Consider the following 19,203-nt stretch of genomic DNA (forward strand, 5'->3'; position numbering starts at 1 on the left):
GACGCTGTCGACCAGGGGCCTGTCCGAGAGGTCTTACGGCTTGACGTGCGCGTTCACGAAGGACGCGTAGCCGAAGACGCTGGAGATGAAGATCCCGCCCGCCTTGGACCCGTGCACGTTGTAGGCCACGTCGACGTAGAGCGGCACCACCGGCGCGTACTCCTTCATGATCCGCTCGTCGAGCTTGGCCCACTCCGGGCCCTGGTCGGCCGGGGCGAGCGCCAGGATGCGGTCCATCTCGGCGTTGATCGCCGGGTCGTTGAAGTAGGACTGGTTGCTGTTGCCCTCGGCCTTGATGGTGCGGCCGTCGTAGAGCACCGGCAGGATCGACGCCCCGCTGGGCCAGTCGGCCGCCCAGTTACCGATGTACAGGTCCCAGGGGTTGTCCTTCTTCTTGATCTCGTCGAGCTTGGCGTCGTCGGAGATGTTCCGGAGCGTGATCTTGAAGCCGGCCCGCTCCAGGTTCGCCTTGAGTTGGGCGCCCTGCTGCTGCTCGGTGGAGTTGTCGGCGACGCCGAGGACCAGCTCAGGAGTCTTCCCGCCGAGCAGTTCCTTGGCCTTGTCGACGTTGCCGTTGGCACCCGCCGGGTACGCCTCGTACGCCTTGTAGCCGATCGTGGCCGGCGGCATCAGGGTGGTCAGCGGCGCGGCGACGTTCTGGCCGCCGAGCGCCTTGATCATGCCCTCGCGGTCGATGGCGTAGTTGAGCGCCTGCCGGACCTTGAGGTCGGTGACCCGCTGGTTGTTGATGACCAGCTGGTTGGCGCTCGGGGTCGGGGAGAGGATGCTGCGCGACTTGAGCGTGGCGTCCCCGGCCACCTTGGCGACCAGCGAGGCGGGCACGGTGTTGAAGGCGAGGGCGCTCTGGTCGGTGCCGTTGTCGGCGATCACCCGGTTGTTGGCGGCGTCGGCGGTCGGCCCGAAGGTCCAGACGAACTGGTCGGGGTACTGGTGCCGCACCGGATCGGTGGTCGGGTCCCAGTTGGGGTTGCGGTCCAGGGTGAGTTGTACGCCGACCTGGTTCTTGGCGACCTTGTACGGGCCGGACGAGAACGGCTGCTTGTCCAGGTCGATGCCGGTGTCCTTGTCGGCGGGCAGCGGCGCGGTGGTCGGCAGCGAGACCGCGAACGGCAGGTCACAGCGCGGCTTGGCGAACTCGAAGCGCAGCGTCTTCTCATCCGGCGTGCTCAGGCCGGGCGGCAGCGACGTCTTGTTCTTCTTGAAGTCCCACTTGGTGTCGAACTGCGCGGTGTCGGCCAGCCACTCCTGGATGTAGGTCGGGCCGCCGGAGAGGTCCGGGTCGAAGGACCGGGCGATGCCGTACGCGATCTCCTTGGAGGTGATCGGCCGACCGTCCTCGAACTTCACCCCATCCTTGATCTTGAATTCCCAGACCTTGCAGTCGTTGTTGACGTTGGTGCCCGGCGTTTCGGCCAGGTCACCCACCAGGACCAGACCGCCCTTGCCGTCGTCCTTCCAGGTGGTCAGGTACCGGGCGAAGAGCGGGCTGGCCATGAGGCCGGCGAACGAGTACGTCCGCTGCGGGTCGAGGTGGGAGATCGGCGACTCCCGGATGACGGTGAAGGTGCCGCCCTTCGTAGCGCCACTCACCTCGGCCGCCGGGCCCTGCGAGTCCTTGGGGTCGGTCGCGATGACCCCGGTCTGCTTCCGCTCAGTGTCCACAGTGGTGCCCTCGCCCGTGTTCTTCGAGCACGCACCCAGTGCCACAACCAGAGCGATCGCGCCGCCTGCGGCAACCGCCACGCGTGGTCGCATGAAGTACCTCCTTCAGCCATCTGCCGTGCGGTTCGTCGGGGCGAGAACCGCCGACGTCCCGAGGATCGTAAGGAAGAAAACCTACGAGTTGTGTAACAGTTGTCGATAAATTCCGCCAGCAGCCGGCCGGAGGCCACCCGCAGGCCAGCGGGCACCCGCAGGGATCGGCTCAGCGCAGCCGCACCCGGGGGTCGATGGCCGCGTAGAGCAGGTCCACCAGCACATTCGCCAGCACCACGAAGACGGCCGCGATCAGCACGGTGGCCATGATGGTGGGCAGGTCGCCGGCCTTCACCGCGTCCACCGCCGTACGCCCCAACCCCTGGATGCCGAAGGTCGTCTCGGTGATCACCGTGCCGCCCAGCGCCCCGCCCACGTCCAGCCCCGCGATCGTCACCACCGGGGTGATCGCCGCGCGCAGCGCGTGTCGCCCGTACACAGTGGGTTTGGCCAGGCCCTTGGCCCGCGCAGTTCGGACGAAGTCCTCCGACAGCGTCTCCAACATCTGCGCGCGGGACAACCTGGCGTAGATGGCCGAGAAGAGGAAGGCCAACGCCACCCAGGCCAGCACCAGGCCACTGGCCCACTTCGCTGGGTTGTCGAACAGTGAGGTGTAGCTGGGCACCGGCAGCCACCGCAGGTGGTAGACGAACACCAGCAGCAGCACCGCACCCACGAAGTAGAGCTGCAACGAGGCGCCGGTCAGCGAGAAGCCGATGGCGGCCCGGTCCAGCCAGGTCCCCCGCCGCAACGCGGAGACCATGCCCAACCCCACCCCCAGCAGCAGCCACAGGATCGCCGCCGGGATCACGATGCTCAAGGTCACCGGCAGCACCCGGGCGATGGTGTCCGAGACGGCCTCGTTGGTGACGTACGACCAGCCCAGGCAGGGCGCGTCGCACCGGCCACCCTGGGCGCTACCCAGGTCCCGACCGGTCACGATGCCCTTCATGTAACCGGCGTACTGGCTGATCAGCGGGTCGTTCAGGCCCAGGTCGTCGCGGACCCGCTCCAGCCGCTCCGGGTTGCAGTTCTTCGAGCAGATACTGCTCACCGGGTCGCGCGGCAGGGCGAAGAACATCAGGAAGGTCAGCACGCTCACCGCGAACAGGGTCAGCGTGGCGGAGAACAGCCGCTTGATCAGAAATCTCGCCATGATCTCCCCCTACCGGGACGACTTCGGGTCGAGCGCGTCGCGCAACGCGTCGCCGAAGAGGTTGAAGGCGAACACCAGCGCGAAGATCGTGATGCCCGGGAAGAACACGTACGCCGGGTCGGTCTGGAGGTAGTCCAGACTGCGGTAGATCATCCGGCCGAAGCTCGGCGTCTCGTCGCTGAGGCCGACGCCGATGAACGACAGCGCGGCCTCGCTGGTGATGAACTGCGGCACCGCGAGGGAGAACGAGACCAGGATCGGCGCCCAGATGTTCGGCAGCAGTTGCCGGAAGATGATGTGCCCCAGCCCGGCGCCGCTGGCCTTGGCCGCCTCCACGAACTCCCGCTCGCGCAGCGCGATCACCTGCCCGCGCACCAGCCGGGCCGTGCTGGTCCAGCCGAAGATGGCGAAGACGGCGATCAGCACGCCCACCCCGAACGCCGCCGACACCTGCCCCCGCTCACCGTAGAAGCGCAGCGTGATGGTGGGGGTGAGCGCCAGCGCGATGATCAGGAAGGGCATGGCCAGGGTCAGGTCGGTGATCCAGTTGATCACCGCGTCGAGCCAGCCGCCGAGGTAGCCGGCGAGCGCGCCCAGCACGACGCCGATCGCCGCGGTGATCAGGGCCGCCGCGATCGCGATGAAGAGCGACGTCCGCAGCCCGTAGATCAACCGGATGAAGATGTCCCGGCCCAGCCCCGGCTCCAGACCGAACCAGTGCTCCCCGGTCACACCGCCCACGTAGCCAAGCGGCATGCCGTTGCCGTCCAGCAGGTTCTGGAACTGCTCGCGCGGGCCGATCCCGTAGACCATCTCGATCAGCGGAGCGGTCAACCCCAACAGCAGGAAGAAGACCAGGAGTACGCCGCTGACCACCGCCGTCCGGTCGCGGCGCAGCCGCAGCCAGGCGAGCTGACCGGGCGAGCGGCCGACGACACCCTTCGCGGCGGGCCCGCCCGCCTCCGCGTCAGCCTCGATCTCGGCCAGCGCCACACCCTCCACCGGGGACAGGCTCACGACGACACCTCCTCGTCGACCTGGGCAGCCGACTCGGCTGACTCCGGGCTCGTGCTGGCCGCTTCCCTCTCCGGGCTCGTGCTGGCCGCTTCCCTCTCCGGGCTCGTGCTGGCCGCTTCCCTCTCCGGGAAGTGACACGCGGTGGCCTGCCGGCCGCCGTCGCGCGGGACCAGCGCCGGCTCCTCCGTGGCACAGACGTCCTGCGCCTTCCAGCAACGGGTACGGAACCGGCAGCCCGATGGCGGGTCGAGCGGGGTGGGCACGTCACCGGTCAGCCGGATCCGACCCGCCGGGCCGAGCTGGGTGACGTCCGGGATCGCCGAGAGCAACGCCCGGGTGTACGGGTGCTGCGGGCGCTCGTAGATGTCCTCCCGGTCGCCGATCTCCACGATCCGCCCCAGGTACATGACCGCGACCCGCTGGCAGAAGTGCCGGACCACGGCCAGGTCGTGCGCGATGAACACGAACGCCAGGCCGAGCTCCCGTTGCAGGTCACGCAGCAGGTTGACGACCTGCGCCTGGATCGAGACGTCCAGCGCGGACACCGGCTCGTCCGCGACGATCAGCTTGGGCCGCAGGGCCAGTGCCCGGGCGATGCCGATGCGTTGGCGCTGACCGCCGGAGAACTCGTGCGGGTACCGGTTGTAGTGCTCCGGGTTCAACCCGACCAGCTCCAGCAGCTCCTGCACCCGGGCCTTGATCCCACCCGGCGGCTTGATCCCGTTGACCTGCAACGGCATCGCCACGATCCGCCCGACGGTGTGCCGGGGGTTCAGGGACGCGTACGGGTCCTGGAAGATGATCTGAAGTTCCTGACGCAGCGGACGCAACTCCCGGCGGCCGGCGTGCGTGATGTCCCGCCCGGCGAACTCGATGCTGCCGCTCGTCGGCTCCAGCAGCCGCACCAGCATCCGGCCGGTGGTGGTCTTGCCGCAGCCCGACTCCCCCACCAGGCCGAGCGTCTCGCCGGGGCGCACGTCGAAGTCCAGCCCGTCCACCGCCCGCACCAGGCCGGTGGAGCGCAACCCCTCGCGTACCGGGAAGTGCTTGGTCAGGCCGCGTACCCGCAACAACGGTTCGTCGGTCACCTCCACGGTCTGCGCCGCGTCCCTCGCCCTCACACAGCCACCCCCACTCGTGCGACGTCCTCGGCGTAGAACGCGGCGCGCTCCTCGGCGCTCAGATGACAGGCGACGAGGTGACCGTCGACCCCGGCCGCGCGCAGCTCGGGCACCTCGCTGCGGGACCGACTGCCGGCACGGTCCGCGTACCGGCAGCGCGGGTGGAACGCGCAGCCGGACGGCAGGTTGATCAGGCTCGGCGGGTTGCCGGGGATCGGCACCAGGTCCGCGTCCGCGTCGCCGTGCAGCGACGGCACGCTGGAGAGCAACCCCCAGGTGTACGGATGCTGCGGCGAGCGGAGCACCTGCTCGGCGCTGCCCCGCTCGACGGCGCGCCCCCCGTACATCACCAGCACGTCGTCGGCGACCTGGCCGACCACGCCGAGATCGTGGGTGATCAGGATGATCGCGGAGTGGAACTCGGCCTGGAGGTCGGCGAGCAGGTCCAGGATCTGTGCCTGCACGGTGACGTCGAGCGCGGTGGTCGGCTCGTCGGCGATCAGCAGTGCCGGGTCGTTGACCAGCGACATCGCGATCATCGCCCGTTGCCGCATGCCGCCGGAGAACTCGTGCGGGTACTGGTCGAAGCGGCGTGCCGGCTGCGGGATGCCGACCCGGTCCAGCATGTCGACCGCCCGCTGGCGGACCTCGCGACGGTTGGCCTTCGGGTGGTGCACCCGGTACGCCTCGGCGATCTGTCGACCCACCGTGTAGTACGGGTGCAGCGCCGACAGCGGATCCTGGAAGATCATCGCCATGTCCCGGCCGCGCAGCCGGCGTACCTCCTCGTCGGGCAGGCCGACCACCTGCCGGCCGCCGACGGAGATCTCGCCGGTGATGGTGGCCCGTTTGGGGTCGTGCAGGCCGAGGATCGCCAGCGAGGTGACGCTCTTGCCGGAGCCGGACTCGCCGACGATACCGAGGGTGCGGCCCCGCTCGACGGCGAACGACACCCCGTCGACCGCACGCACCACGCCGTCGGAGGTGTCGAACCGAACGCGCAGGTCACGTACCCGCAGGTAGGCGTCCTCGTCGCCGCGCTGCGTCGGCACGGCGGGATGGTCGTCCGGCTTCCCGGACGGCGCCGGATCCGAGCTGTGCACGGCAACCTCCCTCAGTGACGAAGAGAACTTACAACAAAGTCCCGAGGGTGAAAATAAGCTACAAAGTCGGCACGTGTCAGCGGGCCCGAGCGTAACGAGTCGGCATCGGCCCCGCACCCCCGTCACCTCGCCATCGACGCTCGTTCCTGCAGAAACCGCACCTCAGGTGCGACCATGACAAGAGCAGCCAGCAGAGGATGTTCGTGGCACGAGGCGGAGGTGACCCATGACCGCGGCGGTGTTCGATCACGAAGGTCCGTGGACCGAAGAGGAGTTCCTCGCCCTCGGCGAGACGCAGGATCGCGTCGAACTCTTCGACTGGAGCCTCCACGTGACCCCAGGACCCACCCCACGGCATCAACGCATCTCTCGCAAGCTCGGCAACATCCTGGAAGCAGCCGCGGAGGCAGCCAACCTTGAGCTGCTGGAGGCGGTGAACGTCCGGCTCCGGCCCGGTCGAATACCGATTCCTGATCTTGTCGTCACCAACGCAATCGATCTCGACGAACCCAACATCGAGTCGGCTGACGTGCGGCTGGTCTGCGAAATCATCTCGCCGAGCAACGCGTCCACCGACAAGGTCCTCAAGATGCACTACTACGCCGCAGCCGGCATTGAGTGGTACCTGCTGGTGGAGCAGGGGACGGGCGCAATGCGTCTTTACCAACGGCAGGGTGGGCACTACGTGGAGAGGGCAACGACGAAGCGCGGCGAGGTTCTGGAACTGACCGAGCCGGTGCGGGCCACGATTCGGCCGGAGGATCTCGTCCTCTGACGGGTGTCGGTCGTCTGGCCTAGGGTCGGTCCATGACCGAGTTCGACGCGGCCACCGCCGCCGTCCAGGCCGCCCTCGACGCGGGAGCGCGGTACGCCGACGCACGGGTGATGCACCGCCGCTACGAGTCGATGACCGCGCGCAACGGCGACGTGGAGGAGCTGACCCAGGACGAGAGCATCGGGCTCGGCGTCCGAGCGTTGGTCGGCGCGAGTTGGGGCTTCTACGCCGTACCCGATCTGTCGGACGCCGCCGTTCGCGACGCCGGCCGACGCGCGACGCGTACCGCCATGGCGAGCGCGCGGGTGCCCGGCCCGCCGGTCGACCTGGTGCCGACCGAGGCGGTCACCGCGAGTTGGGCCTCCGGCTGCCGAATCGACCCGCTCGGGGTGCCCCTGTCGGACAAGGGCGACCTGCTGGTCGACGCGACCCGCACGATGGCCGAGCACGGTGCGGACCTGGCCGAGGGCCTGTACCAGATCTGGGACACCACGAAGTGGTTCGTCTCCAGTGAGGGCCACCGGATCGACCAGCGGATCCGCGAATGCGGCGGCGGCATCTCCGCCACCGCCATCGGTGACGGCGAGACGCAGCGCCGCTCCTGGCCGAGCTACCGGGGGCAGTACGGCACCACCGGGTGGGAGCTGGTCGAGTCGCTCGACCTGGCCGCGCACGCCGCGCAGATCGCCGACGAGTCCCGAGCTTTGCTCACCGCGCCGCTCTGCCCGGCCGGCGAGACGGATCTGATCCTCGGCGGCGAACAGTTGGCCCTGCAGATCCACGAGTCGGTCGGGCACGCCATCGAGCTGGACCGGATCCTCGGCTGGGAGGCGGCGTTCGCCGGCACGTCCTGGCTGGACCTGGCCCAGCTCGGCTCGCTGCGCTACGGCTCCGAGCTGATGAACATCACCATCGACCCGACGATCCCCGGCGCGCTGGGCAGCTTCGGCTTCGACGACGAGGGCTCCCCGGCGGTCAAGCGGGACGCGGTCCGCGACGGTCGCTGGGTCGGCGTGCTCGCCGGTCGGGATTCCGCCGCGATGGCCAGCCTCGACTACGGCGGCAGCGTACGGGCCGACGGGTGGGCACGATTGCCGATGGTGCGGATGACGAACGTCGGCCTGGAACCCGGCCCGCACACCCTGGAGGAGATCATCGCGGCCACCGACGACGGCGTTCTGATGGACCTCAACCGATCCTGGTCGATCGACGACAAGCGGCTCAACTTCCAGTTCGGCTGCGAGGTCGGCTGGGAGATCAAGAAGGGGCGGCGGGGGCGGATGCTGCGCAACCCCACGTACACGGGGATCGGCCCGCTCTTCTGGCGCTCGATGGACATGCTCTCCGGCGAGACGATCTCCTGGGGCACGCCCAACTGCGGCAAGGGCCAACCTGGCCAGATCGGGCACACCGGCCACCCGGCGGCACCGGCCCGGTTCCGCAACGTCCGGGTGGGGGTGTCCGCGTGAGCGCGAGGAGTGAGCCGATCTTGCGAGCCCCGCAGTCGCGAACGAAAGGCGGCCCCGCGTGAGCGCGAGGAGTGAGCCGATCTTGCGAGCCCCGCAGTCCCGAACGAAAGGCGGCCCAGCGTGAGCGCGAGGAGTGAGCTGGAGCTGGCGGGGCAGGTCGTCGAGTTGGTCCGGCAGCTCGGCGGACCGGCGGCGCAGGCCGATGCGGTGGTGACGCGGGCGGATCTGGCGCTGACCCGGTTCGCCAACTCGGCCATCCACCAGAACGTCGCGGAGTCGACGGTCGGTGTCCGGCTGCGGCTGCACGTGGACGGCCGGACCGCCGCCGGCAGCGGCAGCGTGGTCACCACCGACGGGCTGCGCGCGCTGGTGGAGCGCACCCTGGCCGCGGCGCGTCTCTGCCCACCCGACCCGGGTTGGCCGGGGCTGACCGCGCCGACGTCCACGCCGGACGCGCCGCCCGTGGACGAGGCGACCGCGCACGCCGAGCCGGATCAGCGGGCCGACCGGGTGGGCGCGTTCGTGGCCGCCGCCGGGGGCCTGAGCACAGCGGGTTACTGCCGCACCGCGCACCGCTCGTCGGGGTTCGCCAACTCGGCCGGGCACTCCGCGTACGGCCGCTCGGTGGAGGCGGCGATGGACGGCATCGCCCGCCGCGATGGCGCGGACGGGGTGGCCCGGCGCAGCGCGGATCGGCTCTCCGACGTCGACGGTGCCGAGTTGGGGGCGCACGCTGCGGCGAAGGCGCAGGCGGCGGCCGACCCGGTCGAGTTGCCGCCGGGGCACTACGAGGTGGTGTTCGAGCCGGCCGCCGTGGCGGACCTCCTGCAGAACCTGTCGTTCTACGGCTTCAACGGCAAGCGGTACGCCGAACGGCAGTCGTTCGCCGAGCCGGGGGTTGCCCAGTTCGACCGGGCGGTGACCCTGGTTGACGACCCGCTGGGAGCGTCGGGCCTGCCGTTCGACGCGGAGGGCACGGGCCGACGGGCGCTGACCCTGGTCGAGGCGGGCACCACCCGGGCGGTGGCACACGATCGGCGGACCGCGGCCGAGGCGGGTACGCAGTCCACCGGGCACGCGGTCGCGGGTGCCGCCACCTGGGGTCCGATGGCGCGCACCATGCGGCTGTCCGGCGCGGTCGCGGGGCCGGCCAGCGCGAGCGGCCGGAGCACCACCGGCGCGGCGGCCGGGGCGGTCGTCGACGCGGACACCGCCGCACTGGTCAGCGGCGTACGGCGAGGGCTGCTGGTCAGCGATCTGTGGTACACGAGGGTGCTCGATCCGAAGAGCCTCGTCGTCACCGGGTTGACCCGTAACGGCGTCTGGCTCATCGAGGACGGCACTGTCGTGCGGGCCGTACGCGACCTGCGGTTCACCGAGTCGTACCCGCGGGCGCTCGGGCCGGGGGCGGTGCTCGGGCTGGGCGCGCGGCCGGTGCGGCAACCAGACCGGGTGGACGGTGCGTGGTGGGCGGCGCCGTCGCTGCGGCTGGCGTCCTGGCACTTCACCGGGGGCGCCTCCGGCTGACGATCGACGATGTGGCGCCGACCGGCGCATCGAGGGTCTTTTCCGCAGGCCAGACACACGGGACGGTCCCTTGCGCGGACGGCTCGCAGAGATCGGCGTAACGTGTGTCACTTAGCTGCGTCGGTCGATCCGGCGTGGTCGTTGTGTGCGCAGGACGTGGCAGCGGGTGCGGTTCTCCGGTCCGCGTGCCGACCGGTGAACGATCAGCCCGCCCGTACGGGCCCGTCGAGGAGACGACTCGAATGACTTCAACGGCAACGAAGCCGCAGGGAGCGCGGGCGCGCGCCGCCATCGCGGCGAAGACGTTGCGTACCGACCGGTGGTGGTTCGCCCCGCTGATCACCGTGATCGGGCTCAGCGCCTGGGTCGCGTACGCGACGGTCCGGGTCTTCATGCACGACTTCTACTGGGTCGCGGATTACCACTACCTGACCCCGTTCTACTCGCCCTGCGTCACGGAGCGGTGCATCGAGGGCGCCTCGCACTTCGGGCGGTTCCTGCCCGGGTGGTGGATCATCCCGGACGCCGCGCTGACCCTGCCGTTCCTGCTGCTGTTCCGGCTCACCTGCTACTACTACCGCAAGGCGTACTACCGGTCGTTCTGGCTGTCGCCGCCGGCCTGCGCGGTGCCGGACGGTCACAGGGAGTACGGCGGTGAGACCCGTTTCCCGCTGCTCGGTCAGAACCTGCACCGCTACTTCTTCTACGCCGCCATGATCATCTCGCTGATCAACACCTGGGACGCGATCCTCGCCTTCCACTCCCCCGAGGGCTTCGGCTTCGGGCTGGGCAACATCATCCTGGTGCTCAACGTGGTGATGCTCTGGGCGTACACCATCTCCTGCCACTCCTGCCGGCACATCATCGGCGGCCGGTTGAAGCACTTCTCCAAGCACCCGGTGCGGTACAAGGCCTGGACGTTCGTCTCGGCGTTGAACGTCCGGCACATGCAGCTCGCCTGGATCACCCTCGGCACCCTGGCACTGGCGGACTTCTACATCATGGCGCTCGCTGCCGGCTGGTTCTCCGACCTGCGGTTCATCAACTAAAGGGCCCCTGACATGACCACTACCACTCGCATCGAACGACACCACTACGACGTCGTCGTCATCGGGGCCGGCGGCGCCGGTCTGCGTGCCGCCATCGAGGCCCGGCTCGCCGGCAAGAAGACCGCGATCATCTCCAAGTCGCTGTTCGGCAAGGCGCACACGGTGATGGCCGAGGGCGGCGCCGCCGCGGCGATGGGCAACGTGAACAGCCGGGACAACTGGCAGGTGCACTTCCGCGACACCATGCGCGGCGGCAAGTTCCTCAACAACTTCCGGATGGCCGAGCTGCACGCGAAGGAGTCGCCGCAGCGGATCTGGGAGCTGGAGACGTACGGGGCGCTCTTCGACCGCACCAAGGACGGCAAGATCTCGCAGCGCAACTTCGGTGGCCACGAGTATCCGCGCCTGGCGCACGTGGGCGACCGGACCGGCCTGGAGCTGATCCGCACCCTCCAGCAGAAGATCGTCTCGCTTCAGCAGGACGACCACCGGGAGTTCGGCTCGTACGACGCCCGGATCAAGGTGTTCTCCGAGACCACCATCACCGAGCTGCTGCTCGACGGTGACCGGGTCGCCGGCGCGTTCGGTTACTACCGTGAGTCGGGCGAGTTCATCCTCTTCGAGGCGCCGGCCGTGGTGCTGGCGACCGGCGGTGTCGGGCGCTCCTACAAGGTCACCTCGAACTCCTGGGAGTACACCGGGGACGGGCACGCGTTGGCGCTGCGCGCCGGGGCGACGCTGATCAACATGGAGTTCCTCCAGTTCCACCCGACCGGCATGGTCTGGCCGCCCTCGGTGAAGGGCATCCTGGTCACCGAGTCGGTCCGTGGTGACGGCGGAGTCCTGAAGAACTCCGAGGGCAAGCGGTTCATGTTCGACTACGTCCCCGACGTCTTCCGCAAGCAGTACGCGGAGACCGAGGAGGAGGCGGACCGCTGGTACACCGACCCGGACAACAACCGGCGTCCGCCGGAGCTGCTGCCCCGCGACGAGGTGGCCCGCGCGATCAACAGCGAGGTCAAGGCCGGCCGGGGCTCCCCCGCCGGTGGGGTCTTCCTGGACATCGCCAGCCGGCGTTCGGCCGACGAGATCCGTCGGCGGCTGCCGTCGATGTACCACCAGTTCAAGGAGCTGGCCGACGTCGACATCACCTCCGAGGCGATGGAGGTCGGGCCGACCTGCCACTACGTGATGGGCGGCGTCGAGGTCGACCCGGACTCGGGTGCGGCGTTCGGCCACGTACGCGGGTTGTTCGCCGCCGGTGAGGTGTCCGGTGGCATGCACGGTTCCAACCGGCTGGGCGGCAACTCCCTGTCCGACCTGTTGGTCTTCGGTAAGCGGGCGGGCGGGCACGCGGCGAGCTACGCCGACGGGCTGGCCGCTCGACCGAAGGTGGCCGTGGACGCGGTCGAGGCCGCCGTGGAGACCGCCCTGGCTCCGCTGCAGCGGGACACCGGCGAGAGCCCGTACACCCTCCAGCAGGACCTTCAGGCGGTGATGGGCGACCTGGTGGGCATCATCCGCCGGGAGGGTGAGCTGGCCGACGCGCTGGTGCGTTTGGCCGAGCTGCGCGAGCGGGTGGCGAAGGTGAGCGCGGCCGGTGGGCGGCGCTACAACCCGGGCTGGCACCTGGCCCTGGACCTGCGCAACATGCTGGTGGTCTCGGAGTGCACCGCGAAGGCGGCGCTGGAGCGGCAGGAGTCGCGCGGCGGGCACACCCGGGAGGACTACCCGGCGATGGAGCCGAAGTGGCGGCAGGTCAACCTGGTCTGCTCGCTGGACGGCGACAGCGTACGGCTGACCCGTAAGCCGCTGCCGAAGATGCGGCCGGAGCTGATCGGCCTCTTCGACCGCGCGGAGCTTTCCAAGTACCTCACCGACGAGGAGTTGGCCGACTTCGACGCCCTCGTCGCCGACGCTGGAGAGGCGGACAACCGATGAGCGCGAAGCGTCAGTTCCGGATCTGGCGGGGCGACGAGACCGGCGGGGACCTGCAGGACTACATGGTGGAGGTGAACGAGGGCGAGGTCGTCCTCGACGTCATCCACCGTCTGCAGGCCACCGACGCGCCCGACCTGGCCTGCCGGTGGAACTGCAAGGCCGGCAAGTGCGGCTCCTGCTCCATGGAGATCAACGGCAAGCCGCGCCTGGGCTGCATGACCCGGATGTCGACCTTCGGCGACGACGAGACGGTCACGGTCACCCCGCTGCGGACCTTCCCGGTCATCCGGGACCTGGTCACCGACGTCTCGTTCAACTACGAGAAGGCACGGGAGACGCCGGCGTTCGCCCCACCGGCCGACGTCGCACCCGGTGACTACCGGATGCAGCAGGTCGACGTGGAGCGCTCGCAGGAGTTCCGCAAGTGCATCGAGTGCTTCCTGTGCCAGACGGTCTGCCACGTGATCCGCGACCACGACGAGAACAAGCAGGCGTTCTCCGGGCCCCGGTACTTCATCCGGGCGGCCGAGCTGGACATGCACCCGCTGGACACCCGGACCGACCGCAAGGAGTACGCGCAGGCCGAACAGGGCCTCGGTTTCTGCAACATCACCAAGTGCTGCACCGAGGTCTGCCCCGAGCACATCAAGATCACTGACAACGGGATCATCCCCATGAAGGAACGGGTCGTCGACCGCAGGTACGATCCCCTTGTGTGGCTTGGTAGCAAGATCTTCCGCCGGGGCGAGACGCCCCAGACCAGCGTGACCACCGCCCGTCAGGGCTCGGCGACGCCGGGTTCAGCCCACGGTGGGCTGCACTCGCACGCCGGTGGTTCCCACGACTCCCGGGCCGAGGCGCAGGCTCAGAGCGGCGTCAACTGGGATCGGGAGGTGCCCCACCCGACCGCTCCGGCGGTGGACGACCGGGGCAAGCTGCCGCTGACCGAGCTCACCTTCGACCGGCCGGCCGCACCGTCGCCGTTCGGTGACGACGTGACCTTCCCGCTGCCTCCGGAGCACCTCAACTTCGCGCACCCGGACCAGGACAAGCACTGACCACCCGAACCAGACGGGGGCCGCGGCTGTTGCCGCGGCCCCCGTCCCGTTCCCACCTCCACCCCACCCCGGTGATCAAAGACCCGCCGCCGCTGGGTCCGGCTGGTCCTGGGCGCCGACCGTCGCAACTCTCCGGCTGACCCGGTGCCACCCCGGCATGTCCGTGATGAGCGTGATTCCGCTGTGGCATCTAGATGCCACAGCGGAATCAACGTCGTTCCAATCCTGGCCCGCGTTTACCGGGCGTTCGGTCACCGGAGGCCAGATCCTGACCGAAATCTCCTGATCAACCGGAAGCAGGGCGGGGCCGGGGGTCAGGAACAGGGCAGGGGCGGGGTCAGAGGTTTTTCAGGACGGGGCGGAGGGCTGCGACGATGGGGGCGTCGGCGGGGAGCCAGGTGACCGAGTCCAGCTCGTCGGCGGTCAGCCACCGCAACCCCTCGTGCTCCAACGCCTGCGGCTCGTCGCCGTCGAGCAGGCGGGCGGCGTACACCTTGAGCACCGAACGGCCGTGTGCCATCCGGACGTCCCGGCCGACCCGATCGCCGATCTCGACGCGTACGGCCAGTTCCTCGACGCACTCCCGGATCAGCGCGTCGACCTCGGCCTCTCCCGGCTCGACCTTGCCGCCGGGGAACTCCCACATCCCCGCCACCTCGGGAGGGGCGGAACGCGCGCAGGCGAGCACCCGCCCGTCCCGGATTATCGCCGCGCCGACGATCACCTTCAGGTCCCGTCGTTCGGCCTGCCCGCCATCATTCGCCCGTTCGGTCCGCACGGGCGTCCAGGGTGCCAGATCAATCGGCGGTTTGGGTACCGTAACCGTCCGCTAGGCCAATAGAACACGGAAGTGTGGGCGTGGACACCCCTCCTGCGTGGGGAGAGACTAGGGGACACCGACAAGACACGGGATGGCGACGATTTGGCCACAAGCCGGCAACGGCGCTTGGGGGGTGCGGTGATGCGCGTGCTGTTCAACAGCAGGTCAAAGCACGACTACCTTGCCGACGCGTTGACCTTGCTATCTGGTTGGACACGCGAAGGGGAGCAGATCCGACGGACGCTCGTGATCGACGATACCCAACACGCGGCGCTAACTGAACGAGTCAAGGTCGTCGCGGACGCGCTGCACCTGCGCCCGGAGATCAGCCGACGGTCCGACAGCACCCAGATCCGGGTCGGGCACGGCAACGGCGACCCCCTGACCGAGGGCGAGGTCCTGCTGGCCGCCCGCATCGAGGACGCCTACCGGGCCGTCACCGAGTCCTGACGTCCGAGATGGAACACGGCGAGTTCCAGCATCCCCGCCTGGTCGAGGTCTACGACGCGGAGTGCCGGTGGGGGGCCGGACGACGACTTCTTCCAGGCTGTCGTGGGCGAGACTCCGGCGGCCCGGGTGCTCGACCTCGGCTGCGGCACCGGCCGGTTGACAGTCGCCCTCGCTGCCTCGGGTCACACCGTCACCGGCGTCGACCCCGCCGGCGCGTCCCTGACCGCCGCCCGCGCCCGGCCAGGTGGCGAGCGGGTGACCTGGATCGAGGGCACCTCGGCCCTGCTCCCGAGCGGGTTGTTCGACGTGGCGGTGCTGACCAGCCACGTGGCGCAGCTCTTCGTGGACGACGCGGAGTGGGCGCGTACCCTCGCCGACCTGCGCCGTGCGCTCGTGCCCGGCGGTCGGCTGGTGTTCGACGCCCGCGACCCGGCGGACCGCCGCTGGGAGCTGTGGAACCCGGTGGATTCGCAGCGGCGGATCACACTGCCGGGCGGCGGCGAGGTCCGCGCGTGGACAGCTGTCACCGGGGTAGGCGACGGAGTGGTCGACTTCACCCACCACTACCAGTTCGCCGACGGCGAGCGGTTGGTCAGCTCGGCGACCCTGCGCTTCCGCACCGAGGCGGAGCTGCGCGCCTCTCTGACCAGTGCGGGTTTCGTGGTGGACCGCGTCTACGGGGGTTGGCGTCACGAGCCCGTCGGCCACGGCGACGGCGAGTTCGTGGTCCTCGCCCGGGCGGGCACTGTGGCACCGGTTTCCTAGCCTGGGACGCATGGCGAACATCGCGTACGACCGCAAGGAGCAGGTCCAGCAGATCGAGAGCGGCCTCCTCGAGGGTGAGCAGATCATCGCCGTCTACGACGCCGTCGGCACGGGCACCGGGTTCATCGGGCTGACCGACCGCCGCGTGATCATCCAGGACCGCTCGTTCGTCGGGAAGCGGTTCGCGATCACCAGCATCCCGTACTCGAAGATCACCAGCGTGAGCGTGGTCAGCAACAAGTCCTGGGGAGGTTCGTTCTTCTCCACCGGGTCGATCGCGATCCACGTCGGCACGCACACCTACGAGGTGGAGTTCCGTGGTGCGCAGAAGAGCCACCACGTGCACAACGTGATCCTGCACCACATCTCCTGACCTGAAGTCCCGCTGCGGGCCCGGTCGGCGTAAATGCCTTGCCGGGCCCGCGGCGTCTCTGGTGTCCTCGGTCGACTGCCACGCGAAGGGAGCAGCGCCATGCCCAACACGACGAAGTACCTCCGACCCGACGTCAACCGCACCGAGGAATCGAGACTTCGTGAGCAGATCTGTTCCCCCGACCACGGCGCCGCTGCGCGCCGCTGACCCCAACCCCGGAGGCCGCTGATGTCGGTCTTCGACGATCCCGGCCTCTTCGGCCGGTTGTGGGCCGCCGACTACGACGGCCCGGGCAACCCCGACCCGATGCCGGCGGTGGACTTCCTGGCCGATCTGGCCGATGGCGGTCCGGTCCTGGAACTGGCGATCGGCACCGGCCGGGTCGCGCTTCCACTGGCCGAGCGCGGTCTCACCGTGCACGGCGTCGAGGCGTCCGAGGAGATGGTGGCGCAGTTGCGGGCCAAGCCCGGCGGCGACCAGATCCCGGTGGTCGTCGCCGACATGGCCGACGTGCCGGTGCCGGGTGAGTTCCGGCTCGCGTACCTGGTCTTCAACACGCTGTTCAACCTGGTCGACGCCGAGCGGCAGGCGGACTGCTTCCGCAACGTCGCCCGGGTGCTGTCGCCGGGCGGCGCGTTCGTCATCGAGACGTTCGTGCCCGACCCGCGCGACTTCGACTCCGACGAGCAGGTCCAGGTGTGGGCCGTGGCCGAGGATTCCGCGACGATCCGGCTGCACAGGTACGACCGGCCGGGGCAGCGCTTCATCCGGCAGACCATCACGTTCGACGGCGACGGTGTGCACCTGAAGCCGTTCGCCATGCGGTACGCCTGGCCGCACCAGATCGACGAGATGGCGCAGCAGGCGGGGCTCCGGCTCACCGAGCGGTACGCCGACTGGCAACGGCGACCGTTCCAGGCCGACAGCCCGTCGCACATCTCCGTCTACCGGGCGGAGTAGCGGTTTGATCGGCTCGGGTTCCGGAGAAGTCGGGGTGACATCGCCACGACGTCAAGGAACCCGAGCCGATCTCCCGCCGCCGAAAGTGAGCTGCCGCCATGAGTAGACGAGCCATCCAGGCAGTCCTGGCCGTGTCGGTCGTCCTGATGGTCACCGGCATCATCCTCAGGGTGGCCGGGGACGGCGGTGCCGACACCGCCGGCACGGTGGCGGTGGCGCTTGCCTCGGTGGGTTCGATCGTGGCGACCATCGGCTCGTCCTTCCGCGCTTCCCGCGAAAACGACCGCCGGGACCGGTGAGCCGGCCAGCGCGCTGTCCGATCCGACGGGCACGGAAACTCTCGGCGGGCGCGTGAGCGTCGAGGTGCCACTGTGGGAACGACGACCTGTCACCGAGGGGCCGGGGTCGATCTCCGTCGGTGGAAGTGGGTGCCCGAAATGTTCAAACGGTCGCGCGAACCCCCGGCGAACCAGCCGTCATGGAGATCAGTGCCGGTCGCTGATCTGGACGTCGTCCGGTGCCGAACGGCCGCGTTCGATCGCCTCGGCGATCCGCTTGATCCGGCGCAGACGGGCGTCCCAGGTCGCGCCCACCGCCGACAGTTGGGCGACCGCGCGGGCGAGCTGCGCCTCGTCGACCTGGTAGTGACGCTCACGGCCGGCCGGCTCGCCGTGGATCAGCCCCACCCGGTCCAGGACGGCCAGGTGCTTCGCGACGGCCTGGCGGGTGACGGGCAGCCGCCTGCTCAGCGACGTGGCAGTGCCCGGTCCGTCGGCGAGAAGGAGATCGATCATGGTACGACGGGTGGGGTCGCCGATCGCGGACCACAGCTCGTCGTCGACGGCCGTACTCACGGGGTGGCGACCAGCCGCGCGACGTACGTGCCGAGCCTGGGCATGTAGTGGTCCCAGCCGTTCTCGTGGTCGCGGTACTGCTCCTCCAGGACGGCGACCTCCCAGCCCATCTCGCGGAACCCGGTCTCGGTCATGCGGACCCGGGTGCCCGCACCGCTGGGCGCCAGGTCGAAGGTGACGAGCAGCGCCTGCCCGCTGCGGTCCTCGTCGGTGAAGCACCACCGGAAGGAGAATCGTTTCGGCGGGTCGACCTCGACCACGGCGAGGGCGACGGTCGTCGTCTCGCCGGTGTCACCGTTGCGCCAGACCAGCTCGCCCGGTGCGCCCGCGACCGACTCGAACCGTGCGTCGTCCGGCCACCACTCCCGCATGTGCTCCGGTCGGCTGACCACCTCGAAGACCACCTCGGGTGACGCGTCGACGTGGATGTCGCGCTCGATCGTTCCCTGTTCCATACCCTCACCGTCTCGCAACCTTTGGTTGCACCTAACCTACGTCAGCGACCCTCCGTCACGCAACCCTTTGTTGCATGTCTCGGGATCGTCGTACCGAGGTCGGACAATGCCGGGCATGTCTGAGACGACTCCGCACCAGCACCACGCCATCGACTACGTCGAGTTCACGGTGACCGACCTCGTCGAGGCCAAGCGCTTCTACACCGAGGCGTTCGGTTGGCAGTTCAACGACTACGGCCCGGGGTACGCGGGCATCCGCAGCCCACAGGGCGACTCGGAGGTGGGCGGTCTGCGCCTGGACGAGACTGTGCGGGCCGGCGGTCCACTGGTGCTGCTCTTCTCGGCCGACCTCGACACGTCGGTGCAGGCGGTCAAGGACGCCGGCGGTCAGGTGGTCGACGGGCCGTACGAGTTCCCCGGCGGCCGGCGGTTCCACTTCACCGACCCCAGCGGCAACGAGCTGGGCGTCTGGGCCGAGCAGTAGGCCTCTGCCGTACGGTGGCCGGCCAGCTTGACCGGCCACCATACGATCCG

The 19,203-nt window shown here is 69.5% G+C and carries 20 protein-coding genes; 12 read left to right on the plus strand and 8 right to left on the minus strand.

The features are described from left to right. Nucleotides 1-33 precede the first annotated feature (33 nt). From O7614_RS29035 to O7614_RS29055, 5 genes are all read right to left on the minus strand, one after another. On the minus strand, nt 34-1,776 hold the full coding sequence (locus O7614_RS29035; RefSeq protein WP_278141573.1) for an ABC transporter substrate-binding protein: 1,743 nt from the start codon (nt 1,774-1,776) through the stop codon (nt 34-36). A gap of 169 nt (nt 1,777-1,945) precedes the next feature. Beyond that, on the minus strand, nt 1,946-2,932 hold the full coding sequence (locus O7614_RS29040) for an ABC transporter permease (protein WP_278141574.1): 987 nt from the start codon (nt 2,930-2,932) through the stop codon (nt 1,946-1,948). A gap of 9 nt (nt 2,933-2,941) precedes the next feature. Then, nucleotides 2,942-3,949, minus strand: coding sequence for an ABC transporter permease (locus tag O7614_RS29045; RefSeq protein ID WP_278141575.1), 1,008 nt, complete (start codon nt 3,947-3,949; stop codon nt 2,942-2,944). Next, the gene (locus tag O7614_RS29050; RefSeq protein ID WP_278141576.1) at nt 3,946-5,070 is read right to left on the minus strand and encodes a dipeptide ABC transporter ATP-binding protein; all 1,125 of its coding nucleotides are present in this window, start codon (nt 5,068-5,070) and stop codon (nt 3,946-3,948) included. Before O7614_RS29050 ends, O7614_RS29045 begins: the two co-directional genes overlap by 4 nt. Further along, complete coding sequence (locus O7614_RS29055) at nt 5,067-6,122, minus strand: ABC transporter ATP-binding protein (RefSeq protein WP_278142423.1); 1,056 nt, start codon at nt 6,120-6,122, stop codon at nt 5,067-5,069. Before O7614_RS29055 ends, O7614_RS29050 begins: the two co-directional genes overlap by 4 nt. Before the next feature lie 277 nt (nt 6,123-6,399). On the opposite strand from O7614_RS29055, the gene O7614_RS29060 reads away from it, so the two are divergent. From O7614_RS29060 to O7614_RS29085, 6 genes are all read left to right on the plus strand, one after another. Further along, the gene (locus tag O7614_RS29060; RefSeq protein WP_278141577.1) at nt 6,400-6,948 is read left to right on the plus strand and encodes a Uma2 family endonuclease; all 549 of its coding nucleotides are present in this window, start codon (nt 6,400-6,402) and stop codon (nt 6,946-6,948) included. A gap of 32 nt (nt 6,949-6,980) precedes the next feature. Next, on the plus strand, nt 6,981-8,417 hold the full coding sequence (locus tag O7614_RS29065; protein ID WP_278141578.1) for a TldD/PmbA family protein: 1,437 nt from the start codon (nt 6,981-6,983) through the stop codon (nt 8,415-8,417). 144 nt (nt 8,418-8,561) lie between these two features. Continuing rightward, on the plus strand, nt 8,562-9,944 hold the full coding sequence (locus O7614_RS29070; RefSeq protein WP_278142424.1) for a metallopeptidase TldD-related protein: 1,383 nt from the start codon (nt 8,562-8,564) through the stop codon (nt 9,942-9,944). A 242-nt stretch (nt 9,945-10,186) separates the two neighbouring features. Next, a complete protein-coding gene (locus tag O7614_RS29075) occupies nt 10,187-10,993 on the plus strand; it encodes a hypothetical protein (RefSeq protein WP_278141579.1) in 807 nt (268 codons plus the stop codon). Between the two features lie 12 nt (nt 10,994-11,005). Continuing rightward, complete coding sequence (locus tag O7614_RS29080) at nt 11,006-12,934, plus strand: fumarate reductase/succinate dehydrogenase flavoprotein subunit (RefSeq protein ID WP_278141580.1); 1,929 nt, start codon at nt 11,006-11,008, stop codon at nt 12,932-12,934. Next, nucleotides 12,931-13,992: a succinate dehydrogenase/fumarate reductase iron-sulfur subunit gene (locus tag O7614_RS29085; RefSeq protein WP_145779036.1), complete on the plus strand. Its 1,062-nt coding sequence runs from the start codon at nt 12,931-12,933 to the stop codon at nt 13,990-13,992. Before O7614_RS29080 ends, O7614_RS29085 begins: the two co-directional genes overlap by 4 nt. 337 nt (nt 13,993-14,329) lie before the next feature. On the opposite strand, the gene O7614_RS29090 is transcribed toward O7614_RS29085, so the two are convergent. Continuing rightward, nucleotides 14,330-14,770, minus strand: coding sequence for a (deoxy)nucleoside triphosphate pyrophosphohydrolase (locus tag O7614_RS29090; protein WP_278141581.1), 441 nt, complete (start codon nt 14,768-14,770; stop codon nt 14,330-14,332). A gap of 183 nt (nt 14,771-14,953) precedes the next feature. Here O7614_RS29090 and O7614_RS29095 point away from each other — a divergent pair, with 183 nt between their 5' ends. The 5 genes from O7614_RS29095 (at nt 14,954) to O7614_RS29115 (ending at nt 17,659) form a co-directional block, all read left to right on the plus strand. Continuing rightward, nucleotides 14,954-15,262 (plus strand): 4a-hydroxytetrahydrobiopterin dehydratase, encoded by a 309-nt coding sequence (locus O7614_RS29095; protein ID WP_278141582.1) that lies wholly within the window; start codon nt 14,954-14,956, stop codon nt 15,260-15,262. A 102-nt stretch (nt 15,263-15,364) separates the two neighbouring features. Further along, nucleotides 15,365-16,027, plus strand: coding sequence for a class I SAM-dependent methyltransferase (locus tag O7614_RS29100; RefSeq protein ID WP_278141583.1), 663 nt, complete (start codon nt 15,365-15,367; stop codon nt 16,025-16,027). Between the two features lie 10 nt (nt 16,028-16,037). Further along, on the plus strand, nt 16,038-16,400 hold the full coding sequence (locus O7614_RS29105) for a PH domain-containing protein (protein WP_278141584.1): 363 nt from the start codon (nt 16,038-16,040) through the stop codon (nt 16,398-16,400). 228 nt (nt 16,401-16,628) lie between these two features. Further along, nucleotides 16,629-17,360: a class I SAM-dependent methyltransferase gene (locus O7614_RS29110; protein WP_278141585.1), complete on the plus strand. Its 732-nt coding sequence runs from the start codon at nt 16,629-16,631 to the stop codon at nt 17,358-17,360. Nucleotides 17,361-17,458: 98 nt separating this feature from the next. Continuing rightward, complete coding sequence (locus tag O7614_RS29115; RefSeq protein WP_278141586.1) at nt 17,459-17,659, plus strand: hypothetical protein; 201 nt, start codon at nt 17,459-17,461, stop codon at nt 17,657-17,659. Nucleotides 17,660-17,845: 186 nt separating this feature from the next. Here O7614_RS29115 and O7614_RS29120 read toward each other — a convergent pair whose 3' ends face one another. Together O7614_RS29120 and O7614_RS29125 are read right to left on the minus strand one after the other, a co-directional pair. After that, nucleotides 17,846-18,214: a metalloregulator ArsR/SmtB family transcription factor gene (locus O7614_RS29120; protein WP_278141587.1), complete on the minus strand. Its 369-nt coding sequence runs from the start codon at nt 18,212-18,214 to the stop codon at nt 17,846-17,848. Next, the gene (locus O7614_RS29125; protein ID WP_278141588.1) at nt 18,211-18,669 is read right to left on the minus strand and encodes an SRPBCC domain-containing protein; all 459 of its coding nucleotides are present in this window, start codon (nt 18,667-18,669) and stop codon (nt 18,211-18,213) included. Before O7614_RS29125 ends, O7614_RS29120 begins: the two co-directional genes overlap by 4 nt. Nucleotides 18,670-18,784: 115 nt before the next feature. On the opposite strand from O7614_RS29125, the gene O7614_RS29130 reads away from it, so the two are divergent. Further along, nucleotides 18,785-19,153 (plus strand): VOC family protein, encoded by a 369-nt coding sequence (locus O7614_RS29130; protein WP_278141589.1) that lies wholly within the window; start codon nt 18,785-18,787, stop codon nt 19,151-19,153. Nucleotides 19,154-19,203: the final 50 nt, after the last annotated feature.

The organism is Micromonospora sp. WMMD961 (genome assembly GCF_029626145.1).
In the GTDB taxonomy this organism is placed as follows: Bacteria; Actinomycetota; Actinomycetes; order Mycobacteriales; family Micromonosporaceae; genus Micromonospora.

Excerpts from the sequence above, each read along its gene's own strand:
- O7614_RS29035 (WP_278141573.1), bottom strand. The coding sequence starts at position 1,776 with ATGCGACCACGCGTGGCGGTTGCCGCAGGCGGCGCGATCGCTCTGGTT.
- O7614_RS29040 (WP_278141574.1), bottom strand. The coding sequence starts at position 2,932 with ATGGCGAGATTTCTGATCAAGCGGCTGTTCTCCGCCACGCTGACCCTG.
- O7614_RS29060 (WP_278141577.1), top strand. The coding sequence starts at position 6,400 with ATGACCGCGGCGGTGTTCGATCACGAAGGTCCGTGGACCGAAGAGGAG.
- O7614_RS29065 (WP_278141578.1), top strand. The coding sequence starts at position 6,981 with ATGACCGAGTTCGACGCGGCCACCGCCGCCGTCCAGGCCGCCCTCGAC.
- O7614_RS29075 (WP_278141579.1), top strand. The coding sequence starts at position 10,187 with ATGACTTCAACGGCAACGAAGCCGCAGGGAGCGCGGGCGCGCGCCGCC.
- O7614_RS29080 (WP_278141580.1), top strand. The coding sequence starts at position 11,006 with ATGACCACTACCACTCGCATCGAACGACACCACTACGACGTCGTCGTC.
- O7614_RS29085 (WP_145779036.1), top strand. The coding sequence starts at position 12,931 with ATGAGCGCGAAGCGTCAGTTCCGGATCTGGCGGGGCGACGAGACCGGC.
- O7614_RS29095 (WP_278141582.1), top strand. The coding sequence starts at position 14,954 with ATGCGCGTGCTGTTCAACAGCAGGTCAAAGCACGACTACCTTGCCGAC.
- O7614_RS29105 (WP_278141584.1), top strand. The coding sequence starts at position 16,038 with ATGGCGAACATCGCGTACGACCGCAAGGAGCAGGTCCAGCAGATCGAG.
- O7614_RS29110 (WP_278141585.1), top strand. The coding sequence starts at position 16,629 with ATGTCGGTCTTCGACGATCCCGGCCTCTTCGGCCGGTTGTGGGCCGCC.
- O7614_RS29115 (WP_278141586.1), top strand. The coding sequence starts at position 17,459 with ATGAGTAGACGAGCCATCCAGGCAGTCCTGGCCGTGTCGGTCGTCCTG.
- O7614_RS29125 (WP_278141588.1), bottom strand. The coding sequence starts at position 18,669 with ATGGAACAGGGAACGATCGAGCGCGACATCCACGTCGACGCGTCACCC.
- O7614_RS29130 (WP_278141589.1), top strand. The coding sequence starts at position 18,785 with ATGTCTGAGACGACTCCGCACCAGCACCACGCCATCGACTACGTCGAG.